We start from the raw sequence: 20,242 nt of genomic DNA on the forward strand, positions 1-20,242 counted from the left end.
ATGTTGACGGAAGACGGCAAGCACCTTTACGTAAGCTATGACGAGTACCACAACCTGACTGAAAAGCTCGCCATCAAGGTGCATCAGTCGGGTTGGCGGTTCGACACCATCCTGTGCCTGGCACGCGGCGGCATGCGGCCCGGCGACATCCTCTCGCGCATCTTCGACAAGCCGCTGGCCATCATGTCCACCAGCTCGTACCGGGCCGAAGCCGGCACGGTGCAGGGCCACCTGGACATCGCGCACTACATCACCACCCCCAAGGGCGAGATCGCCGGACGTGTGCTGCTGGTGGATGACCTGGCCGACTCGGGCCACACGCTGCACGCCGTGATCGAGATGCTGAAGAAAAACTACAAGCTGATCACCGAGCTGCGCAGCGCCGTGATCTGGACCAAGGGCTTGTCGAAGTTCACCCCGGACTATTCGGTCGAATACCTGCCGACCAACCCCTGGATCCACCAGCCCTTCGAGGCCTACGACAGCATGGGCCCCGAGAAGCTCCTCGAAAAGTGGAAAGTCTGAGGCCGCGCTAACATGGCTGGATGAGCAAGCCGATCACTGACCTCATCCACCATCCCTACGTTCCGCCGGGCAGCTTCGGGGCGCCGCAGCCGGGCGTCTACAAAGCCTCCACCGTCTTCTTCGCCAACGTCGCAGCCATGCGGGCGCGCGACTGGAAGCACAAGCAGGGCTACACCTACGGCCTGCACGGCACGCCCACCACCTTCACGCTGGAAGAGCGCATCGCGACGCTCGAGGGCGGCACGCACTGCATCCTGGTGCCCAGCGGGCTGGCGGCCATCGCCAACGTCAGCATGGCGCTGCTCAAGACCGGTGACGAGGTCCTGATCCCCGACAACGCCTACGGGCCCAACAAGGCGTTTGCCGACGGCGAATTGAAGAATTGGGGAATCACCTACCAGTTCTACGACGCCATGAACCCGGCCGATCTGCAGGCGCGTATCGGCCCGCAGACCAAGCTGGTCTGGCTGGAGGCGCCCGGCTCGGTGACCATGGAGTTCGTGCCGCTGGCGCACCTGGCCCATATCTGCCGCGAACGAGGCGTGCTCACGGCGCTGGACAACACCTGGGCGGGCGGCATCGCCTTCAATGGTTTCGACCTGGGCCATGGCGAGCGCCGCGTGGCCGGCAGCGGCGCCGACGTGGTCGTGCATGCCTTGACCAAGTATCCCAGCGGGGGCGGCGATGTGTTGATGGGCGCAATCGTCACCCGTGACGAAGAACTTCACCAGCGGCTCAAGCTGACCCATATGCGCGTCGGCTGGGGCGTCGGGCTCAACGACGTCGAAGCCATCCTGCGTTCGTTGCCCAGCCTGCCGCTGCGGTACCGTGCGCACGATGCTGCTGCGCGCGAGCTGGCAGCCTGGCTGCAACATCGTCCGGAAATCGCGCAATTGCTCCATCCCGCATTCGAAGGCTCGCCGGGCCACGAGCATTGGCGCGCGCTGTGCGGCGACGATGGCTTGGCCGCCGGCCTGTTTTCGGTGGTCTTCCAGGAGCGCTACAGCACGGCCCAGGTCGATGCGTTCTGCGATGCCCTCAAGCTCTTCAAACTCGGCTATTCCTGGGGCGGCCCGGTGAGCCTGGTGGTGCCTTACGACGTTCCGTCGATGCGCAGCGCCAGGTTGGGCTGCTGGACGCACAAGGGCATTCTGGTGCGGTTTTCCGTGGGCCTGGAGGCGGTCGAGGACCTGCGCGCCGATGTCGAGCAGGCGCTGGGTGCCTTGGCTTAGCTGTCGGCTATCCGGGACGCCTTTTATCGCTTACATTGGCCCCATCGACAGATAGAAACGGAAGGCCCTGTGGCTACACCCAATTACGGATACGAGAAGCGGCAGAAAGAGCTGGCCAAGAAGCGCAAGAAGGAAGACAAGCTGAAGGCCAAGGCCGACCGCAAGACTGGCCCCGGCGAGAGTGATGCTTCGTCCGACGAACCCGGCGGGGCCGGGCCTGGCAACCAGCCACCGAACACCCCGCCGCAGACCTAGCCCATTCGCAGGATTTCCCGGGCCAACTCAGCCATAGCTTCCGCCGACCGGTCCGCCGGTGCAATGGATTTCGCATCGGTGTACTGCGTGAAGTTGCGGGCTATCGACGATGCATAACCCGGGTCGTAGTGTTTGAGCAGCAACTCGCGCACCACCGCCTCGATCTCGCCCGCCGCCACCTGCGCCTGCCAGCCTTCGACCACGGCCTTGCCGCGCAGTTGGATCAGTGCATCCAGCCGTTCGCAAAAGAGCTTCTGGTCCTTCACGAAGAAGTCGTAGTCCTCCAGAAGCAATGACACCCGCTCGTCGTCGGGCAGTTCCAGCCGCAGGCAGGCGCTGGCCCGCATGCGCTCGATCAGGGCGTCGGGCACTGCCAGGTTGCCGACTTTCCGGCTTTCGCTTTCCACGAACACGGGCCGCGCCGGATCGAACCGGCGCAGCTGGTCCCAGACCAGTGTGTCGAAGCGCTTTTGCGTGGGCTGCGGCTGGCCGGGAATCATGCCGAGCACTGAACTGCGATGGCTGGCCAGGGCTTCGAGATCCAGCACCTGGGCGCCGGCTTGCGCCAACGCCTGCAACAGGCGTGTCTTGCCGGAACCGGTGGGCCCGCAGATGACGCGGTACTCGAATCGCGCCGCCAGCTCGGGCAGCGCGGCCAGCACCGCCGTGCGGAAAGCCTTGTAGCCGCCCTCGATGACGCTGACCTTGAAGCCGATCTGCCCCAGTATTAGCGCCAGGGAGCCGCTGCGCTTGCCGCCGCGCCAGCAATAAGCCAGTGGCTGCCAGGTGCGCGGCTTGTCGATCACCTCGCGCTCGATGTGGCGCGCGATGTTGGCTGCCACCAGGGCGGCGCCGCGCTTCTGCGCCTCGAAGGGGCTGACCTGCTTGTAGATCGTGCCTATGAGCTTGCGCTCCTCGTCGTTGAGCGACGGCCAGTTCAGCGCGCCGGGCAGGTGGTCCTCGGCGTATTCACCCTCGCTGCGCACGTCGATGATGGCGCCGAAATCGTCCAGGCGCTCGATCGCCTCCGCCGCGGGAACCTTGTGCACGCTCACTTGACCAACTTTTTCAGCTCAGGCCACACGGTGTCGAGGATCAGCGGCTGCGCGGCCTCGGTGGGGTGGATGCGGTCGGGCTGGAACATGCGCATGGGCTCCGGGCCATCGAACACGCCCTTGAGCATGAAGGGCACGACCGCCGCCTTGTGCTTCCTGGCGACCTTGTCGTAGAGGCCGGCGAAGCGGCTCGAGTAGTCGGCGCCGTAGTTCGGCGGCACCTGGATGCCGACCAGCAGCACCCTGGCGCCCGCTTTCTGCGCGGCCTGGGTCATGTGCGACAGGTTGTCCTCGGTCATCGCCAGCGGCAGGCCGCGCAAGCCATCGTTGCCACCTAGCTCCAGCACCAGGATGTCGGGCTTGTGCTTGTCGAGCAGGGCCGGAAGGCGCGAGCGGCCGCCGGACGTCGTTTCGCCGCTGATGCTGGCATTGACGACCCGGGCGCCCGATGTCTCGGCCACCAGCCTCTTTTCCAGCAGCGGCACCCAGCCCGTGCCCCGCTTCAGGCCATACTCGGCGCTGATGGAGTCGCCAAGAACCAGAATCGTCTTGCCCGCCGCGGCCACGGCCGGCAAGGCATAACAGCCAGCTAACCCAGCCGCGATAAAGTGGCGGCGGTTCCAATTTCCAGCAAACATGTCTGATCCCATTATTTCCGTCGAGCACGTCCACAAATCGGTCACAGACTCGACGGGTACGCTCGACATTTTGCGCGATATCGACTTCACCCTGGCACCCAAGGAAACCGCCGCCATCGTCGGCGCCTCGGGCTCTGGCAAAAGCACCTTGCTGTCCATCATCGCCGGCCTGGATACGCCCAGCCGCGGCACGGTGCGCCTGGCCGGCAACGACCTGTTCAGCATCGACGAGGACGAGCGGGCCGCGCTGCGCGCCCGGCAGGTGGGTTTCGTCTTCCAGAGCTTTCAGCTGCTGGGCAACCTCACGGCCCTGGAGAACGTGATGCTGCCGCTGGAACTGGCAGGGCGCAAAGACTCGCGCAAGGCCGCGTCCGAGATGATGGCCCGCGTCGGGCTGTCATCGCGCCTTGGCCACTATCCCAAGGTACTGTCGGGCGGCGAACAGCAGCGTGTGGCGCTGGCGCGGGCCTTCGTGGTGCAGCCGGCCGTGCTGCTGGCCGACGAGCCCACCGGCAGCCTGGACTTCGCGACCGGCGAGACCGTGATGGAACTGATGTTCGATCTGAACCGGGAACAGGGCACGACCCTGGTGCTGGTTACTCACGACCGCGCGATCGCGGCGCGTTGCGAGCGCCGCATCACCATCGAAGCCGGCCGCATCGCCGACTAGGGCCGGCGCCTACTGCTGGCGCCGGGGCAGGGCGCGTTTGAGGGCTTGGAGGAACAGCTTGCGCTGCTGGGGGTGATCGACGTTGCCCGCGATCGCCTCGATGAAATCCTTGAAGGTGCCGGCGCGGCCCGTTTCCTTGCGGATCAGCATCTTGGCCATGGGGCCGATGAACTTGCTGAGCGTCTGCTCGATGACGGTCAATTCGTCCGCGGCGACCTCGAGGAGGCGGCCCCCGGTACGGCTGGAAATCGACGGCTTGTTCAAGCTGCCGGAAGATTTGCTCACGGGCAGGCTTTGGCTGGATTGGCTTTGCGTGCCGAGGACGAAAGCTTCGCGGGCCTTCGGCTCCTGGATCGACGGCGCCAGCGCTTCGCGCAGGGCCTGAATGGTCGGCGCCAGGGGCTGTGCCTTGCGCACCAGCACCCGCGCCAGTGGGCCGATGTTGCGGGCGAGATCCATCTCGACCTCGTGCACTTCGTCCGGCTCCAGCGCCCTGATGCTCTTGACCGGCAGCGTCTGCGTGTAGCCGGTGGACGGGCCTTCGCGACGCGTGTTGCCACCCCGCTGGTTGGCCACGGCGTACACCTCGTGCAGGCGGCCGTGCTTGTCTTCGTATTGGCCCAGGTACTGGAACAGGTCGGCGGTGTCGTCGGTGATGCGCGAGATCACGTCGTAGTACGAGCGAGAGACCAGCACCTGGTTGCCCTGGGCGAAGTCCATCACGCGCTGCGCCACATTGATGCCGTCGCCCACCACGTTCACGCGGTCGTTGATGTCGGAAATGACGCGCACAGGCCCCATGTGCAGGCCGATACGCGCGGACAGCAACCTGCCATAGCGCTGGCCCAACAGATCGCGCAGCAGCATGGCGGAGTGCAGGGCCTCTTCCGGGTCGCCCATGAAGCAGATGGCCGCGCCGTCGCCGGTGTCTATGGAAATCCGCGTGTCCTCGGGGACGCTTTTGAGCGCCTTGGCGATCAACTCGTTGAACAACTTCTTGAGCGTCACCTGGTCATCGACGGAGCGCACCGAGTAGCCCACCAGGTCCAGGAACATGATGGTGCACAGCAGGTTGCGACGTTGTGAGCTGGTGGGCCCGGATGTGGCGGTGCCGGTGCTAGGCACGGAAGCGGCCTGGCCCGCAGCGGTGATGGCGGGCCGGTCGGGCTGCTGCTGGGGCTGCGACTGCGCGGCGTCGGACTTTTCCGAGCCCTGGATCGCGGCCCTGAACAGGGCCAGGGTCTGCGGCCGGCGGCTTTCGTCCGGGTGCATCGCCCATTCGATCGCATCGAGCAAGGTGGCGCCGTACACGCTGACCTCGGCCAGGCTGGAAGCCGGCAGCATGGTGTCGTTCTTCACGCGGGCCGCCGATTCGACCGGCTTCTTGCCCGTGGTCATCCAGTACATCACCGCGCCGAGCGAGTAGATATCGGTCCACGGGCCCTGGTTGCCCTGCGAATGGTATTGCTCGAAAGGGGCGAAGCCGGGGCTGACGATGTTGGTCATGTCCCGGTCGACCGTGACGCGGCGGGCCGCGCCGAAATCGAGCAGCACCGGCGTGCCGTCGGCGCGCACGTAGATGTTGTCTGGCTTGATGTCGCGATGCAGGAAACCCGTCTTGTGGACGGCCTCCAGGCCATCGAGCACCGGATAGACGATGGACAGCAGGGCGCGCCGCGACAGCGGTGCGTTCTGCGGCACCCAGCGCTTGAGCGACAGGCCCGACTCGTACTCCATCACGATGTAGGCGGTGCCGTTCTCGCGGAAGTAGCGCAGCACCCGCACGATGTTGGGGTGGCGGAAGGTGGCCAGCGCCCGCGCTTCGTCGAGGAAGCGCTCCAGGCCCCAGTCGTACTGTTCCTGGTGCTCGGGCTTGGCGCCGCGCACCTGCACTTCCTGGTTGGGGCCGCGCGTGACCAGGTCGCTGGGGAAGTATTCCTTGATGGCGACGGGCAGCTGCAGGTTGCTGTCGCGGGCGAGGTAGGTGATGCCGAAGCCGCCGCCGCCCAGCGGCCGCTCGATGTTGTATTCGTTGATACGGTAGCCGGCAGGCAAGCAAGCGGCGTCCGCCGGCGGCGCCGTCGGTGCTTTGGGCGTGACTGCTGCGTCAGCCACAGGCCTACTGGTCGCCGATCATCTGCATGGCCTTCTCGAGGCTGCGGCGCATGCGATTGAACGAGCTGCCCAGGACGGCGACCTCGTCACCGCCTTTTTCGTTGAACTCGGGCTCGCCGAATTCGCCGGTGCTGATCTTGTCGGCCGACTCCGACATCTTGCGGATGGGACGCACGATCAGCCACGACAGCATGATGTTCAGCACGATGAAGACCGCGACGAATACCGCAGCCAGCGAAGCCATGAAGGTGGTGAAGGCGCGGTCGGCGTTGCGTAGCGGCACTTCCATCGGCACCGTGACCACTTGGGCGCCAACGATCTCGTTGTGCTTCCAGCCGAAGCCATTGGCCTCGCCGTAGATCTTGAGCATGCTGGGCGGCGCGGCTGCGGGGGTGCTGTGGCACTGCAGGCAGGCCGGGTTGCTGATCTGGATCGGGTGGGCGATGAAAAGGCTGCGGCCGGTGGACGAGGCGCGCTCTGCCACCACTTCCTTCACGTCCGCGTAGTTGCGGAACCGGTTGACCACGTCGGCCTCCCAGTCCAGGGTGCGGTTGCGCGGGTTGGTGGGGTTGAGCGTGGCCTCTTTGTAGCTGTATTCCTTGTACTTCTTGCGCAGGTGGTTGGTGGCCTCGGTGGCGGCGAAGGCCGGCACCGTTTGCGGCAGGAACACTTCGTCCATCATCTGGATCAGGTGCGGGCGGACTTGTTCGACGGTGTAGGTGCGCACCGAAATGGCGGCTTCCATCATCAGGCGGGCATCGCGAATCACTTCTTCGCGGGCGTTTTCTTGCAAAAGTTGGCGCGAAACCAGGCCGGCCGCGGCAAAGCCGGCCAAGAAGACGACAATCAACACAAGATTGAACTTAAGCCTGAGCCCCATACCCTCTCTCCTAATAATGAACACCATTTTATACAGGGGTAGCACTCAAGACCACGGGATAATTCTGTGATGTCCTCACCAAAAGTGCTATTCGGATTCCACGCAGTCGGCGTTCGGCTCAAAACCTTCCCGCGTTCCGTCATCGAGATTTACGTCGATCCCACCAGAAAAGATGCGCGGATGCGGCAGTTTCTGGATCGCGCCAACGAGGCTGGCGCCCGCGTGATCGAGGCCGACGGCATGCGCCTGGCCAAGCTGGCCGGCAGCCACGGCCACCAGGGCGTAGCCGCCCGGGTGGAGGTGCTGAAGGCGGCCAACTCGCTGGACGACCTGCTGGACGGAATCAAGGAGCCGCCGTTGCTGCTGGTCCTGGACGGCGTGACCGATCCCCACAACCTGGGCGCTTGTCTGCGCGTGGCAGACGGCGCGGGCGCGCACGCCGTGATCGCCCCCAAGGACCACGCCGTAGGTGTGAACGCCACTGTCGCCAAGGTGGCAAGCGGCGCGGCCGAAACCGTGCCGTATTTCATGGTCACCAACCTGGCGCGAACCCTGGGCGAGCTCAAGGAACGCAGCATCTGGTGCATAGGAACCAGCGACGACGCCCCCAGAACCGTTTACCAGGCCGACCTGAAGGCCCCGGTGGCCCTGGTGCTGGGTGCCGAAGGGGCGGGCATGCGCCAGCTGACCCGCAAGACCTGCGACGAACTGGTGAGCATCCCGATGCGGGGCTCCGTGGAAAGCCTGAACGTCTCGGTGGCCAGCGGCGTCTGCCTGTACGAGGCGCTGCGGCAACGAACATGATCGAGCAGGCCCGCGGTTGGCTGGGTGCGGCCAGGCGTGTCGCCGTGTTGACGGGCGCCGGCATGAGCGCGGAATCGGGCGTGCCCACTTTCCGCGATGCCCAGACCGGGCTGTGGGCCCAGTTCGATCCGCAGCAACTGGCGACCGAAGAAGCCTTCCGCGCCAACCCGACGATGGTGTGGGACTGGTATGCCATGCGCCGCGAGATGGTCGCCAAGGTCGAGCCCAATGCCGGCCATCGCGTCTTGGCCACCTTCGCGAAGCGCCATCCGCAGCGCCTGACACTGATCACGCAGAACGTGGATGGCCTGCATCAGCGGGCCGGAAGCGTCGGCGTGCTGGCCTTGCACGGCAACATCTCCGAAGACAAATGGCTGGACGAGCCCAAGGCCTGCTGCAACGCAAGCCAGCCCGCTGCGGCCCGGCCGCCGTATTGCAAGGTCTGCGGCAACCTGCGGCGGCCGGCCGTGGTGTGGTTCGGCGAAATGCTGCCGCTGGAAACTTTGGCTGCCGCCGAAGCCGCCGCACAAGAATGCGACCTGATGCTGGTGGTGGGCACCTCGGGCGTGGTCTATCCGGCGGCCGGCCTTGCGCGCATGGCCGCGGGCAAAGTAGTGATCGTCAACCCCGAGCCCACCGAACTCGACGACGCAGCCGACGCCGTGCTGCGTGGCAAGGCGGCGCAATTGCTGCCGCAACTCCTGGAGGATTAGTCATGCGCTACACCATCATCACCGCCCTGGCGGCCACGCTGCTGCTGGCCTCTTGCACGCAGGAGCAGCAAAACAAGCTGGGCCGCGACATCCAGAACTGGACCGGCACCAACGGCGTGCTGGAGGTTTACGCCGGCGACAAGGTCGTGCGGCGCTGGCTGAAGGTGGACAAGCTGAGCACCGCACTAGGCACCGACGATAACAAGCCGCGCGCCTATCGTTTTGGCTATGGCGTGCTGGACGAGAACCTGAACTTCGTAGCCGAGCCGACGGAGAAGAAGGTGTACTTCGAAGTCAGCGATTTCAGCCACTACGTGTTCTTCGAGAACCCGCACTAGTTGTCATGCCCCCGGGGAGGTTGTCATGCCGGACTAGATCCGGCATCCATGCCTTTCACCCCAACTCGAAAAACGTCATCACCACCTTATCCGGGTACCGCGCCCCGGTCCCCACAAACATCCGCTCATTGATCCACCCCAGCGACGCTGACACAGTCTCAAAGCTAGGGCTGCAGCGAAAGTAGATCAACGCCGGATCCACCGGCTCGCCCCCCACCAGCCGCGCCATCAAATCAGGAGAGCCCGAACGAATGGCCCGGTTCTGCACATAGATCATGTCGCCGCCATCGGTCTCCAGGACGTACCGCGCATCGAGTTCAGCCAGGGTGTCGCTCACCACCAACTGAAAGTCCGCCCCGCCCGGCAGCACCCGCGCGTGCCAGCCGTCGCCGATGGCTTCGCCGCCCAGGATGGGAATAAGCCGGCGCAAACCGCGAGCAGTGCGTCCGATTTCCTGCGGCTTGTCCACCAGCACGGTGAGGTCGGCGAATAGCTTGAGGGGAGGAGGGGGGAGGGTCATGGCGTGATTATCGGGATGCGTCTGGCACAGGCCGAGCTGTTGCCCATCGCTTGCCAGGGACCCCCGTGAGGCCGCGGCACACCTGCGCCACGCCAAAGGCCTTGTCCTCATTGGGGGAAAATCCCTGTCGAGGTGTCCATTCAGATTGGGCCGTGACACTTGCTATCGCCCCCGGCGGCTCGCAGAATCCATTCTGGTACGGCACACTGCCTACGATTGCACGTCATGAGCCCCGATCCTGTCCCTCCCCTCGCGCTGGTGGTGGACGACGAGCCTGTGACCCGCCTCCTGGTGAAGCGCGCACTGGAAAGCTTCGGCTGCGCTCCGGTCCTGGAGGCTGCCGACGGCGTCGCGGCGCAGCAGGTCCTGCGCGAGCGCCCGGACGTCGCCCTGGTGCTCACGGACATCATGATGCCGCGGATGGACGGGCTGGAACTGCTGAGCTGGGGACGCGAGGCGGTGCCAGGCGCCACGTGGATCGTCCTCTCCGGGCTGGAAACCTTCGACTCGGCGGTGGCTGCGATCCGGCTGGGGGCATTCGACTTCCTGCCAAAGTCGCCGCGGAAGGAAGAGATGGAGGTCGCGGTTCGCAACGCGCTCGAGCGGCGGCGGCTCGTCGCGGAGCGCGAGCGGCTGCACGGGGAACTTCAGCGCAAGGTGCGCGAGCTCGAGGAAACCTCCGAGCTGCTGCGTCGCGACCTGGAGCGAGCGGAGGTGATCCAGCGCGCGCTGCTGCCGCGCAGTCCACCATCCCTGGAAGGGTACTGCATCCAAGCCGTCTACCGGCCGGGGCAGCATGTGGGCGGCGACCTCTATGACGTAATCCGGCTGGGCGAGCGGTACCTGGCCTTCTACCTGGCCGACGCCACGGGCCACGGCGTCACTTCGGCGATGCTTTCGGTGCTGTTCAAGCAGCGGCTGGTCCTGGTGGATCCCGAGACGGACCTCGTGTTGCCGCCGGCGACGGTGCTGGAGACGGTGAACCGCTCGATCTGCCAGTCGCACGCCGCGCCCGGATTGTTCCTGACGGCCGTCCTGGGCCTGCTGGACACGGCGGACGCAAGCCTCACGCTGGCATCCGCGGGCCACCCGCCCGTGCTGCACCTGTGCGAAAACGGGGAAACGCGCCTCATCCGCCGCACGGGGCCCGCGCTCGGGCTCGCGCCGGACGCGCAGTTCCGGCAGGAGCGTCTGCAGATCGCGGCGGGCGACCGGATCTTCCTCTACACCGACGGGCTGCTTCCCTCGGGTTCGGAGCAGGACCTGCAACGATTGGAGTGGGTGCTCTCGCGACCACTCTCCAGCGCGCAGGAAGTGATGGCGCAGCTTGACCTTGGCGCGGCGGCCGGCGCAGAGCGTGATGACGTGACCATCCTCCTCATCGACGCGCATGCAGGGATCTCCTGGTTCGACAACGGCGCCGCGCTTCCCGCTGCTGCCGTGCCAGCCGTGGCGCCACCGGGTGGCGAGGTGGTGTTCTACGGCGAGACGGAGAACGCCGCGTATCTCGCGCTGCGGCGCCGGGCCACATGGATGCACTGCGATGCCTTCCATGAAACGGCGCAGGCCGTGCTGGACGAGGGGCACGCGCTGGTGCTGGACCTCTCCGACTGCGAATATCTGGACAGCACCTTCCTCGGCACCGTGCACGAGCTGGTAGCCCGGGGCGGAGTGGTACTGACGGGGGTGACGCCGGGAGTGCGTGCGCTGTTCGAGGAACTGAGCATGGAGCAGGTGCTGGCCTGCATCCGCGAGGACGTTCCCGCCCCGCGCCAACTCTATGCGCTGGGCTCCGGGTCCGATCCGGCGGCGGTGCGTAAGCGGATCCTGCATGCGCACGAAGCGCTTTCGGCGCTGAGCGAGAGCAACCGCGAGGAATTCCGCGGGGTGGTGGAGTCACTTCGCGGCGACACGGGTTGATCCGCGCTCGCTCACCAAAGGCCGACATGAACGCCGCCATTCGACTGCTGCATCTGGAAGACGACCCGCTCGACGCCGAACGCCTGCGGCTCAGGTTGCAGGCCGACCACCCTGCCTGCGAGATCGTGTGGGTGCGCGGCAAGGGGGATTTCGAATCCAGCCTGCAAGGGCAAGCCTTCGATGTGGTGATATGCAACTATGAACTGCCGGGCTACAGCGGCCTGCAGGCGTTGCGCCATGTCCGCGAGCAGCAGCCGGAGCTTCCGGTGATCATCAGTTCCTCAGGCCTGAGGAGTGAGGAAGACGCGGTGGAGTGCATGAAGGCTGGCGCCACCGATTACGTCCTCAAGCAGCGGCCGTGGCGGCTGGGCGCCCAGGTTCGGCGAGCGCTGATCGAGAAAGAGGAGCGCGCGGCGCTGCGCCGTGCGGAAGAAGACCTTCGCGCCTTGAACGCCGAGCTGGAGGAGCGCGTGCGATCGCGCACCGCCGAACTCGAAACGGCCAACAGCTTCCTGAATTCGGTGATCCAGCACATCCCGCACATGGTCATCGTAAAGAACGCCAGCGACCTGACGTTCGTTCGCGTCAATCGCGGCTACGAGCAAACGTCGGGGCGCAGCGCGCAGGAGGTGATCGGCAAGACCGCTTACGACATCCACCCCAGGAAGGAAGAGGCCGCCTTCTACACAGCGAGCGACAAGCAAGCCCTGGCGCTGGGCCGCGAGTTGGACGTCCCGGCGGCGACGCTGCACCCGCCCGGTGGGGGCGAGCGCATCCTGCACATGAAGAAAATCCCCATCTTCGATGACGCCGGACAGCCGCGGTACGTGCTGACCATCGCGGAGGACGTGACGGAGAAGGTGAAAAAGGAGCGTGAGGTCGAGCGGCTGAATGCGACCCTGGCGCAGCGCACCGCGGATGTCGAAGCGGCCAATCGCGCCAAGAGCACCTTCCTGGCCACCATGAGCCACGAGATCAGGACACCCATGAACGGCATGCTCGGCATGCTGGAACTCCTGAGCCTGACCGACCTGGATGCGGAGCAGCGTGAGACCCTCGGGATCGTGCGCGCATCGAGCAAGTCGCTGCTGCGCATCATCGACGACATCCTCGACTTCTCGAAGATCGAGGCCGGCAAACTGGAGGTCCGCCCCGATGTGGTCTCCATCAGGCAGGTCATCGAGGAGGTGCAGAGCATCTACCTGGGCAACGCCAGCAGCAAGGGCCTGATCGTCCGGCGGATCGTCGATCCTCGCATCAGCCCGGCGCTTTGGGTCGATCCGGTGCGGCTGCGCCAGATCCTCAACAACTTCGTCAGCAACGCGATCAAGTTCACCCCTATAGGCTCGATCGAGATCAGTGCGCAATGGGTGGGGCGGGCTGACGGACAGGAGAGCCTGCGCTTCGTGGTGAAGGACACCGGCATCGGCATCTCGCAGGAGGACCAGCAGCGGCTGTTCCAGCCTTTCAGCCAGGCGCTCGGTGACCGGAACTCGGGCGGCGCGGGATTGGGGTTGGTCATCTCCCGCCAGCTGGCGCAGATGATGGGCGGCACCATCTCCCTGGAGAGCGAGCCTGGCAAGGGCACGACCCTGATCCTGAGCCTGTCGCTGCCGATCGTCGAGGCGCTGCCAGACAGCGGCGCCCAAAGCGCGCGCGCGCTGCCGGCGGCCATCTCCGCGCGCCGCACGGCTCCCAGCATCGCGCAGGCGGAGACGGAAGGGACGCTCGTGCTGCTGGTGGATGACCACCCGGTCAACCGCATGCTGCTCCTGCGCCAGGTGCAAACGCTGGGCTATGCCGCCCAGACCGCCGAACACGGCATCGAGGCCCTGGAGAAGTGGAAGTCGGGCCGCTTCGGGCTGGTGATCACCGACTGCCACATGCCGCAGATGGATGGCTACGAACTGGCGCGCAGCGTCCGCAGCCTCGAATCCGCCAAGGACCTCAAGCGCGTTCCGATCATTGCCTGCACCGCCAACGCGCTGCAGGGAGAGGCCGAGGCATGCCGGGCCGCCGGCATGGACGACTACCTGGTCAAGCCGGTCGAGTTGTCGCAGCTCACCGAAAAGCTCGATCAGTGGCTGCCGATTCCGCCGGAGCCCGGCGCGCCTGCCGCGGCCGCCGGTCCAAGCGAGGACGCCGAGCCCTCCGTCACCCCGATCGATCAGGCGTTTCTGATGAAGAACTGCGGCGGTTACGCAGCGGTCGTGAACGAGGTCCTGGCAGCCTTCCGGAACACGTGCGAGGAGGACGCGGCCGTCCTCAAAGACGCGCTGGAAGCCGGCGACGTTGCCCGGGTGACGCAGTCCGCCCACCGCATGGCGGGCGCCAGCAAGATGATCGGCGCGCTCGGTTTTGCTGCTGCCTGCGAGCACATCGACCGCGCCAGCCGCGCCGGCGACTGGAAGGCGATCCTGAGCGGCATGCCCGCGTTCGAGCGGGAACGGATGCGCCTGGCTGCCTATTTCAAGTCTCGCGAGGAAACAGCTTGACGGACACCCGGTCCCTCGCGCTGGGGGGCGATCGCCATGCCGTGGGCGAGAATGCGGTCTAACCCTTCCATTGAGCCGACGCCTCCATTCTTGAAAGAGGATCATGAAAAAAATATCGGAACGGAGAACGCGATGCGAACGCACTGGTTGATGGCAGGGATACTTGGACTGCTTCTTACGGGCTGCGCGGGCATCCACACTGCGCCTGCTCCGGAAGCACGACAAGCCCTGGCCCCAACCGGAAAACTTCGAGTTGGGCTGTATCTGGGAAATCCCTTGTCCGTGGTGCGGGACTCCGCATCGGGTGAAATGAAAGGGGTGGGATTTGACCTGGGAAAAGAGTTGGCCCGACGCATGGCAGTTCCGTTTGAGCCGGTCGTGTACCCATCGGTCGCAGCCCTCGTCGGCAGCGCCAAATCCGGCGGTTGGGACGTCGCCTCTATTGCATTAAGTCCTGCGCGAGCGAAGGACATGGATTTCACCGCGCCGCACCTGGAAGTCGAATTAGGCTACCTCATCCCTGGCAGTTCTTCCATCGCAACCGCGGCTGATGTGGATCGGCCTGGCATTCGAGTTGCCATGCAGGAGAAGGGCCTTGCGGACACCTTGCTTTCTCCCACACTGAAAAATGCCGTGGTGGTTCGAGCATCAAGCATCGCTGGCACGTTGGAGATTGTGAGATCCGGGAGAGCAGACGTATTTGCCGGCAACAAGCCAAGCTTGTTCGAAATATCGGATCAGATGCCCGGTTTTCGAGTTCTCGACGGTCGGTTTGCTACCGATCCGGTGGCCATGGCCATCCCGAAGGGTCGGGAGCTCGCAATGGCCTATGCACGAAAATTCGTTGAGGACGCGAAGTCGGAGGGGCTGGTCAAAGCCGCGCTCGAGAGGGCCGGAATACGCGGCGCGGTTGTGGCCGCACCGAACCCAGCTCAGCGATGAACCGCGTAGCACTACTCCTGCTCTCCCACGCTGCGGTAGCCCTTGTCGGCTTCGCGGCGGGCATCTACGTCTTGCCGATCCTGACTGCGCCTTCTTCGCCAGAGGCGTCCGCGTTGCGCTCCACCGCCGAGCGGGCCGCATACAAGGGCGAGTTCCGGCGCAACCTCAAAGACAGCGACCCGCTGCACTGGGGCGAGGGAGCTGTCAGCATCGGGCGCGAGGCGATTTCGCTTCAAGGGAGAATCGCGCCTGGGCCCGACTACAAGCTGTACCTCTCGCCCCAGTTCGTCGAGACCGAGGCCGACTTCATGCGCCTCAAGCCCCAGATGGTTCGGGTGGGTGATGTGAAGACTTTCGACAACTTCATAGTCCCGGTGCCTGCCAATGTCGACCCGGGCAAGTTCACGACGGTCATCGTCTGGTGTGAGTCGTTCAGCCAGTTCATCACTGCCGCCCAGTACAAGTAACATGCAGCGGCAAGATGAATGAGTCGCGGATCGTCGTCAGTCTTGGGGATCAAACCCTCTGCCTTTACCGGCAGAACGAAGTCGCGCGCCGCTATCGCATCTCCACAGCCAAGAACGGCCCCGGCGAGCAGCAGGGCACCGGCTGCACGCCCCGCGGCCTTCACGTCATCCGCGCCAAGATAGGGGCGGGCCAACCGGAGGGCGCCGTGTTCGTCGGCCGGCGGCCCACGGGGGAGATCTATTCCGACGATCTGGCCCAGGCCAATCCCCAGCGAGACTGGATCCTGACCCGCATCCTTTGGCTGTGCGGCCGCGAGCCGGGGAAGAACCGGTTCGGCCCTGTCGATACCATGCGCAGATACATCTACATCCACGGCTGCCCGGACAATGCGCCCATGGGTGTTGCTCTGTCTCATGGGTGCGTGCGAATGAAGAACCGCGAGATTGTCGATCTGTTCGATCTGGTCGAGACCGGCACCGAGGTTTTGATCCAGGAATGACCGATGCCATACCAGCAACTCGCCGATGCCGTGCTCGCGCTGCACGTCGCCGTGGTGCTGTTCGTGGTGGCCGGACTGGTGCTGGTGATTGCGGGCAACTTGCGCGGCTGGCGCTGGGTTAACCAGCTCTGGTTTCGCCTGGCCCACCTGGGCGCCATTGCAGTGGTCGTGGCCGAGACCTGGTTTGCCATCACGTGCCCGCTCACCACGCTGGAGATGTGGCTGCGCGCCAAAGGCGCCGGGCTCACCTACAGCGGCAGTTTCATCGAGCATTGGCTGCAGCGCTTGCTCTACTACGACGCGCCGGCCTGGGTCTTCACACTGGTTTATTCGCTGTTCGGCCTGCTCGTGCTGGCCACCTGGTGGTACTTTCCGCCGGGTGCGGGAAGGTCGCGTCGATGATGCGAGGCACGGTCGTCGTCGTGGCCCTTGCCGCCTTCGTGTACCTGGCTGCCTGCGCGGCGCTGTTCTTCTTCCAGCGTTCGCTGATCTACTTTCCGCAGCCAAGCTTGCTCGGCAGTTCCTCGCAAATCCAGCTGCCCGTCCATGGCGCCGAACTGCGGGTTTCGGTGCGGCCCCGCGCGGGCCCCGACGCCTTGATCTATTTCGGCGGCAATGCGGAGGATGTCTCAGCCAGCCTGCCATCGCTCGCGACCGCGTTTCCCGATCACGCGCTTTTCCTGATGCACTACCGAGGCTACGGCGGCAGCTCGGGCGCTCCGTCCGAGCCGGCGCTGCAAGACGATGCCCTGAAACTGTTCGACAAGATTCATGCGGACCACCCCAATGTCGTGGTGGTGGGCCGCAGCCTGGGGACGGGCATCGCCATCCGGCTGGCGGCCCAGCGGCCGGTGTCACGCCTGGTACTGGTCACGCCGTACGACAGCCTGCAGGACCTTGCGGCGGCGCAGTTCCCGATCTTCCCGGTGCGCTGGCTGCTCTACGACAAATACGAATCCGGCCGTTACGCGCCGCTGGTCACTGCGCCCACCACCATCGTTGCGGCCGAGCACGATGAGGTGATCCCGAGGTGGAGCACCAACCAGCTTCACGCCCGGTTCGCGCAGGGCGTTGCGCGGTTCGTCATCCTGCCCGGCACCGGACACAACACGATTTCGATGAACCCGGTCTACCTGGACATCGTGCGCGGCGCCCGATGAACCCGGGGGCGCCTCACACCCAGCCCATCCACCCCAACACGGCGCCGGCGCCCAGCAGCCAGAGCAAATGCACCTTGGTGCGCCAGACCACGATGGCCGTGACGATGGCCACCGCCCAGATCGGCCAGTCGCGCACCGCGTAGTTGCTGCCGGTGGCGAGAATCCAGCCGGTGGCGATCAGCAGCGCGATGACGATGGGCGCCATGCCTTGCTTGAAGGCCCGCACCGCGCGCAACTCGCGGTTCTCGTGGCCCCAGCGGGCGGCCAGGTAGGTGAGGGTGGTGCTGGGGATCATGATGCCGACCATCGTGACGGCCAGGCCGAGAAACGCCGTGGGCAGGCCGCCGGCATTCAGGCCCACGTTCCAGCCCAGCAGGCCGACAAACAGCACGTTGGGGCCGGGGGCAGCCTGGGCGATCGCGATCGAGGCGCTGAACTGCGGATCTGTCAGCCAGCCTTGGCGATCCACCAGGTAGCGATGCATGTCGGGCGCCGTGGTGATGGCGCCGCCCACCGACAACAGCGACAGCGAAAGATAGTGAACGAAGAGGGACAGCCAGTCGGCGCCGGTCATGGTGATCGTCATGCGCCGGTCTTTCCCATCTTGCGGTAGGTCATGGCGCAGGCCAGGCCACCCAGGCCGAGCAGCACATACACCAACGGCCATCGCAGCAGCGCGATGGCCACGAACGAGGCGATGCCGAACACGATGCACACCGGCACGCCCATCGGATGTTTTTTGATCGCGGTGGACAGTTTGAGGCCGGTCGCCGTGATGAGGCCGGCAGCCACCGCGCCCATGCCGCGCAGCGCGCCGGCGACTTCAGGCTTGTCCGCAAACTGGCCATAGACCAGCGCCAGGCCCAGCACCACGATTAGGGGAACGGTCAGCATGCCGGCCAGTGCCGTCATGGCGCCGCGCAGCCCGAAGTAGCGGTCGCCGATCATCAGCGACAGGTTGACCACATTGGGGCCCGGCATGATCTGGGCCACGGCCCAGTCCTCCACGAACTCCTCGCGCGTCATCCAGCGCTTCTTTTCCACCAGTTCGCGCTGCACGACGGCGAGCACGCCGCCAAAGCCTTGCAGGGCCAGGATGGTGAACGAAAAAAACAGGTCGGAAAGGGAATTGGGCTGAGGCCGCTTCTCGATTGACGCATCGGCGGGCGCCTCGGGCGATAAACTCATGAGCCCATTATCGCGCCGGTGTCGGCCGAGTTGCCAGCCATAGCCCGGCTGCGACCAGTGCCAGCGCGCCGAGGTCAGCGGAATGCAAGCCTTCTCCGAGCAGCGCCCATCCCAGCAGCGCTGCCGTCACGGGGTTGAGAGCCAGGAACACCGTCACCCGCGTCGGGGACTCGTGCTTGAGCGCGAAGAGCCACCAAAAATAGCCGACGCCGCTGGAAACGCCGATGAAAACAATCGCCGCCCAGGCCTGGCCGCTGAACGTGGGCACACGGGCGGGCCATTGCTCGCCCAGCGCCACCACCGCCAGGAACAGCACCGAGGACAGCATGGCGAATGCCGACACGGGCACGGTGGGGTAGCGCTGCAGGTAGGGGCGATACAGCACGGTGCACAGCGCGCCAATGGCGGCCGAGGCCGCCACTGCCAACTCTCCCCACCAATGCCCGGCATGGCTCGCACCCACCTTGGAGGCGAGCGCCATGGCCACGCCCGCGATCGAGATCAGGACGCCCAGCGCAAGCATCCAGCTGATGCGTTCCCGGCCCAATGCGGCAGAGAGCAGCAGTGTCAGCAAGGGGAACAGGCTGAAAATCAGCGCCGCCTGGGCTGCGCCAACGTGTTGCAGGCCGAAGTTCAAGAGGGCGATGAGCACGCCGAACTGCCCAATGCCCAGCGCCGCCATGGCCCACAGGTCGCGGCCACGCATGCGCGGCAAGCCGCTCCAGGCGAACGGCAGCAGGCAGCAAAAACCGATGGCGTAGCGCAGCATCGCCAGCGTCAGCGGTGGCACTTCCGCCACTGCGAAACGCGAAGCTACGATGCCCGCGCCCACCAGCACGCTGGCGCCGGCAGCGGCGACGAGGGCGCGGTTTATAGCTTCAACTCCCAGATCTCGCTGATCAGGTCCTGAGCGTAGGCATGGAAAGGTTCGCTCTGGACGAGCTTGAAGCCACGCGACTTGTAGATGGCGCGCGCCGCCTCCAGGTGCCCGTTGGTCCACAGCGTCATCTTGCGATAGCCCTTGCTGCGCGCAAAGGCGATGCATTCGTCGGTGAGCCGCCCGCCCAGCCCGTGGCCGCGTGCGCCGGGCGTGAGGATCAACAGACGCAGTTGCGCGACGGTGGCGGACTTACGTACCACGAAGACCGAGCCGACCCGCTCGCCATCGATCTCCGCGATCCAGCCCTTTTCCCAGGCGGGGTCGAAGTTCCTGATGAACTTGGCGGCGACATCGGCCACCAGCGCCTCGAATTCGTTAGTGAACCGATATTCGCGCGAGTAGATCTCGCCGTGCTGCATCACCACCCAGCCCATGTCGCCCGGGCGCGGATCGCGCAGCACCACGGTGCGGGTTGCGGTGGCGGGTTTGTGCGAGGCGTCAAGCAGCTGCTGGACCGTGTCCATCGCGGCGATCAGTTTGTCGCGTTCGGGGGCGGACAACTCGGCCAACAGAGCTGCCGCTTCGTCGCGCGACTTTTGCTGCAAGGGCGCAAAGGCTTCATGGCCGGCCTCGGTGAGCTTGAGCAGGCTCTGCCGCGCATCGGCCGGGGAGGGCGCGCGGGCGAGCCAGCCGCGGGTCTCGAAGCGGCGCAGGATGCGGCTGAGGTAGCCGGCGTCCAGCGCCAGGTCACGGCCCAGTTCCGTCGCCGTGGGCTGGTCGCGGTGCGCCAGTTCGTACAGCACGCGAACCTCGGTCAGCGACAGTTCGCTGCCGAGATAGGGGTCGAGCACGCCAATGCGCTGGGTGTAGAAGCGGTTGAAGCCGCGCACGGCCTTGACCTGGGCCGGCTCGACCACGGAAGCGGTGGGGGGCATACCTGACATC

Annotated in this window: 23 protein-coding genes; 14 read left to right on the forward strand and 9 right to left on the reverse strand. The window is 65.5% G+C overall.

The window, feature by feature from the left end; translation table 11 throughout:
- From HNE04_RS00160 to HNE04_RS00170, 3 genes are all read left to right on the forward strand, one after another.
- Positions 1–525 (forward strand): phosphoribosyltransferase, encoded by a 525-nt coding sequence (locus HNE04_RS00160; protein WP_172215642.1) that lies wholly within the window; start codon positions 1–3, stop codon positions 523–525.
- A gap of 20 nt (positions 526–545) precedes the next feature.
- A complete protein-coding gene (locus HNE04_RS00165; protein ID WP_172215644.1) occupies positions 546–1,757 on the forward strand; it encodes a PLP-dependent transferase in 1,212 nt (403 codons plus the stop codon).
- Between the two features lie 69 nt (positions 1,758–1,826).
- Entirely contained in the window at positions 1,827–2,012 is a 186-nt protein-coding gene (locus HNE04_RS00170) for a hypothetical protein (protein ID WP_172215646.1), read from the forward strand.
- Here the strand turns inward: HNE04_RS00170 and mnmH are convergent.
- Positions 2,009–3,067, reverse strand: a complete 1,059-nt coding sequence (gene mnmH, locus HNE04_RS00175) for a tRNA 2-selenouridine(34) synthase MnmH (protein WP_172215648.1) — start codon at positions 3,065–3,067, stop codon at positions 2,009–2,011. The genes HNE04_RS00170 and mnmH overlap by 4 nt on opposite strands.
- On the reverse strand, positions 3,064–3,705 hold the full coding sequence (locus tag HNE04_RS00180; protein WP_172215650.1) for an arylesterase: 642 nt from the start codon (positions 3,703–3,705) through the stop codon (positions 3,064–3,066). Before HNE04_RS00180 ends, mnmH begins: the two co-directional genes overlap by 4 nt.
- On the opposite strand from HNE04_RS00180, the gene HNE04_RS00185 reads away from it, so the two are divergent.
- Positions 3,704–4,375: an ABC transporter ATP-binding protein gene (locus HNE04_RS00185; protein WP_172215651.1), complete on the forward strand. Its 672-nt coding sequence runs from the start codon at positions 3,704–3,706 to the stop codon at positions 4,373–4,375. The two genes, HNE04_RS00180 and HNE04_RS00185, sit on opposite strands and share 2 nt — an antisense overlap.
- Positions 4,376–4,384: 9 nt before the next feature.
- Here the strand turns inward: HNE04_RS00185 and HNE04_RS00190 are convergent, their stop codons facing one another.
- Positions 4,385–6,490, reverse strand: coding sequence for a protein kinase domain-containing protein (locus HNE04_RS00190; protein ID WP_172215653.1), 2,106 nt, complete (start codon positions 6,488–6,490; stop codon positions 4,385–4,387).
- 4 nt (positions 6,491–6,494) lie between these two features.
- Positions 6,495–7,370, reverse strand: coding sequence for a Tll0287-like domain-containing protein (locus HNE04_RS00195; protein ID WP_172215655.1), 876 nt, complete (start codon positions 7,368–7,370; stop codon positions 6,495–6,497).
- A 69-nt stretch (positions 7,371–7,439) separates the two neighbouring features.
- Here HNE04_RS00195 and rlmB point away from each other — a divergent pair, with 69 nt between their 5' ends.
- From rlmB to HNE04_RS00210, 3 genes are read left to right on the forward strand one after another with little or no spacing between them, the layout of a single operon-like run.
- A complete protein-coding gene (gene rlmB / locus HNE04_RS00200) occupies positions 7,440–8,174 on the forward strand; it encodes a 23S rRNA (guanosine(2251)-2'-O)-methyltransferase RlmB (RefSeq protein ID WP_172215657.1) in 735 nt (244 codons plus the stop codon).
- A complete protein-coding gene (locus tag HNE04_RS00205) occupies positions 8,171–8,887 on the forward strand; it encodes an SIR2 family NAD-dependent protein deacylase (RefSeq protein WP_172215659.1) in 717 nt (238 codons plus the stop codon). The genes rlmB and HNE04_RS00205 overlap by 4 nt, the downstream gene beginning before the upstream one ends.
- Before the next feature lie 2 nt (positions 8,888–8,889).
- Positions 8,890–9,225, forward strand: coding sequence for a hypothetical protein (locus HNE04_RS00210; RefSeq protein WP_172215661.1), 336 nt, complete (start codon positions 8,890–8,892; stop codon positions 9,223–9,225).
- Positions 9,226–9,280: 55 nt separating this feature from the next.
- Here HNE04_RS00210 and HNE04_RS00215 read toward each other — a convergent pair whose 3' ends face one another.
- The gene (locus tag HNE04_RS00215; RefSeq protein WP_172215663.1) at positions 9,281–9,745 is read right to left on the reverse strand and encodes a DUF3237 domain-containing protein; all 465 of its coding nucleotides are present in this window, start codon (positions 9,743–9,745) and stop codon (positions 9,281–9,283) included.
- 225 nt (positions 9,746–9,970) lie between these two features.
- Between HNE04_RS00215 and HNE04_RS00220 the strand changes: the two genes are divergently transcribed.
- From HNE04_RS00220 to HNE04_RS00250, 7 genes are all read left to right on the forward strand, one after another.
- Positions 9,971–11,665, forward strand: a complete 1,695-nt coding sequence (locus HNE04_RS00220; RefSeq protein WP_172215665.1) for a SpoIIE family protein phosphatase — start codon at positions 9,971–9,973, stop codon at positions 11,663–11,665.
- A 26-nt stretch (positions 11,666–11,691) separates the two neighbouring features.
- Positions 11,692–14,160 carry a response regulator gene (locus HNE04_RS00225; RefSeq protein ID WP_172215667.1) on the forward strand — a complete coding sequence of 823 codons (2,469 nt, stop codon included), beginning with the start codon at positions 11,692–11,694 and terminating at the stop codon, positions 14,158–14,160.
- Between the two features lie 90 nt (positions 14,161–14,250).
- Positions 14,251–15,102 (forward strand): transporter substrate-binding domain-containing protein, encoded by an 852-nt coding sequence (locus HNE04_RS00230; protein WP_235964690.1) that lies wholly within the window; start codon positions 14,251–14,253, stop codon positions 15,100–15,102.
- The gene (locus tag HNE04_RS00235) at positions 15,099–15,569 is read left to right on the forward strand and encodes a DM13 domain-containing protein (protein ID WP_172215669.1); all 471 of its coding nucleotides are present in this window, start codon (positions 15,099–15,101) and stop codon (positions 15,567–15,569) included. The genes HNE04_RS00230 and HNE04_RS00235 overlap by 4 nt, the downstream gene beginning before the upstream one ends.
- Before the next feature lie 14 nt (positions 15,570–15,583).
- On the forward strand, positions 15,584–16,069 hold the full coding sequence (locus HNE04_RS00240) for a L,D-transpeptidase (protein ID WP_172215670.1): 486 nt from the start codon (positions 15,584–15,586) through the stop codon (positions 16,067–16,069).
- A 3-nt stretch (positions 16,070–16,072) separates the two neighbouring features.
- A complete protein-coding gene (locus HNE04_RS00245) occupies positions 16,073–16,471 on the forward strand; it encodes a DUF2784 domain-containing protein (RefSeq protein WP_172215671.1) in 399 nt (132 codons plus the stop codon).
- A complete protein-coding gene (locus HNE04_RS00250; protein ID WP_207717386.1) occupies positions 16,468–17,229 on the forward strand; it encodes an alpha/beta hydrolase in 762 nt (253 codons plus the stop codon). Before HNE04_RS00245 ends, HNE04_RS00250 begins: the two co-directional genes overlap by 4 nt.
- Before the next feature lie 13 nt (positions 17,230–17,242).
- Here the strand turns inward: HNE04_RS00250 and HNE04_RS00255 are convergent, their stop codons facing one another.
- Genes HNE04_RS00255 through HNE04_RS00270 form a run of 4 tightly spaced genes read right to left on the reverse strand, consistent with a single transcriptional unit; the run spans position 17,243 to position 20,241 of the window.
- Entirely contained in the window at positions 17,243–17,815 is a 573-nt protein-coding gene (locus tag HNE04_RS00255) for a chromate transporter (RefSeq protein ID WP_172215672.1), read from the reverse strand.
- Positions 17,812–18,417 (reverse strand): chromate transporter, encoded by a 606-nt coding sequence (locus HNE04_RS00260; RefSeq protein ID WP_172215673.1) that lies wholly within the window; start codon positions 18,415–18,417, stop codon positions 17,812–17,814. Before HNE04_RS00260 ends, HNE04_RS00255 begins: the two co-directional genes overlap by 4 nt.
- Positions 18,418–18,424: 7 nt before the next feature.
- The gene (locus HNE04_RS00265; protein WP_268904840.1) at positions 18,425–19,306 is read right to left on the reverse strand and encodes a DMT family transporter; all 882 of its coding nucleotides are present in this window, start codon (positions 19,304–19,306) and stop codon (positions 18,425–18,427) included.
- Positions 19,288–20,241 (reverse strand): bifunctional helix-turn-helix transcriptional regulator/GNAT family N-acetyltransferase, encoded by a 954-nt coding sequence (locus tag HNE04_RS00270; RefSeq protein WP_172215674.1) that lies wholly within the window; start codon positions 20,239–20,241, stop codon positions 19,288–19,290. The genes HNE04_RS00265 and HNE04_RS00270 overlap by 19 nt, the downstream gene beginning before the upstream one ends.
- Position 20,242: the final 1 nt, after the last annotated feature.

The sequence above is a fragment of the Caenimonas soli genome (assembly GCF_013155545.1).
GTDB lineage: Bacteria > Pseudomonadota > Gammaproteobacteria > Burkholderiales > Burkholderiaceae_C > Ramlibacter > Ramlibacter soli.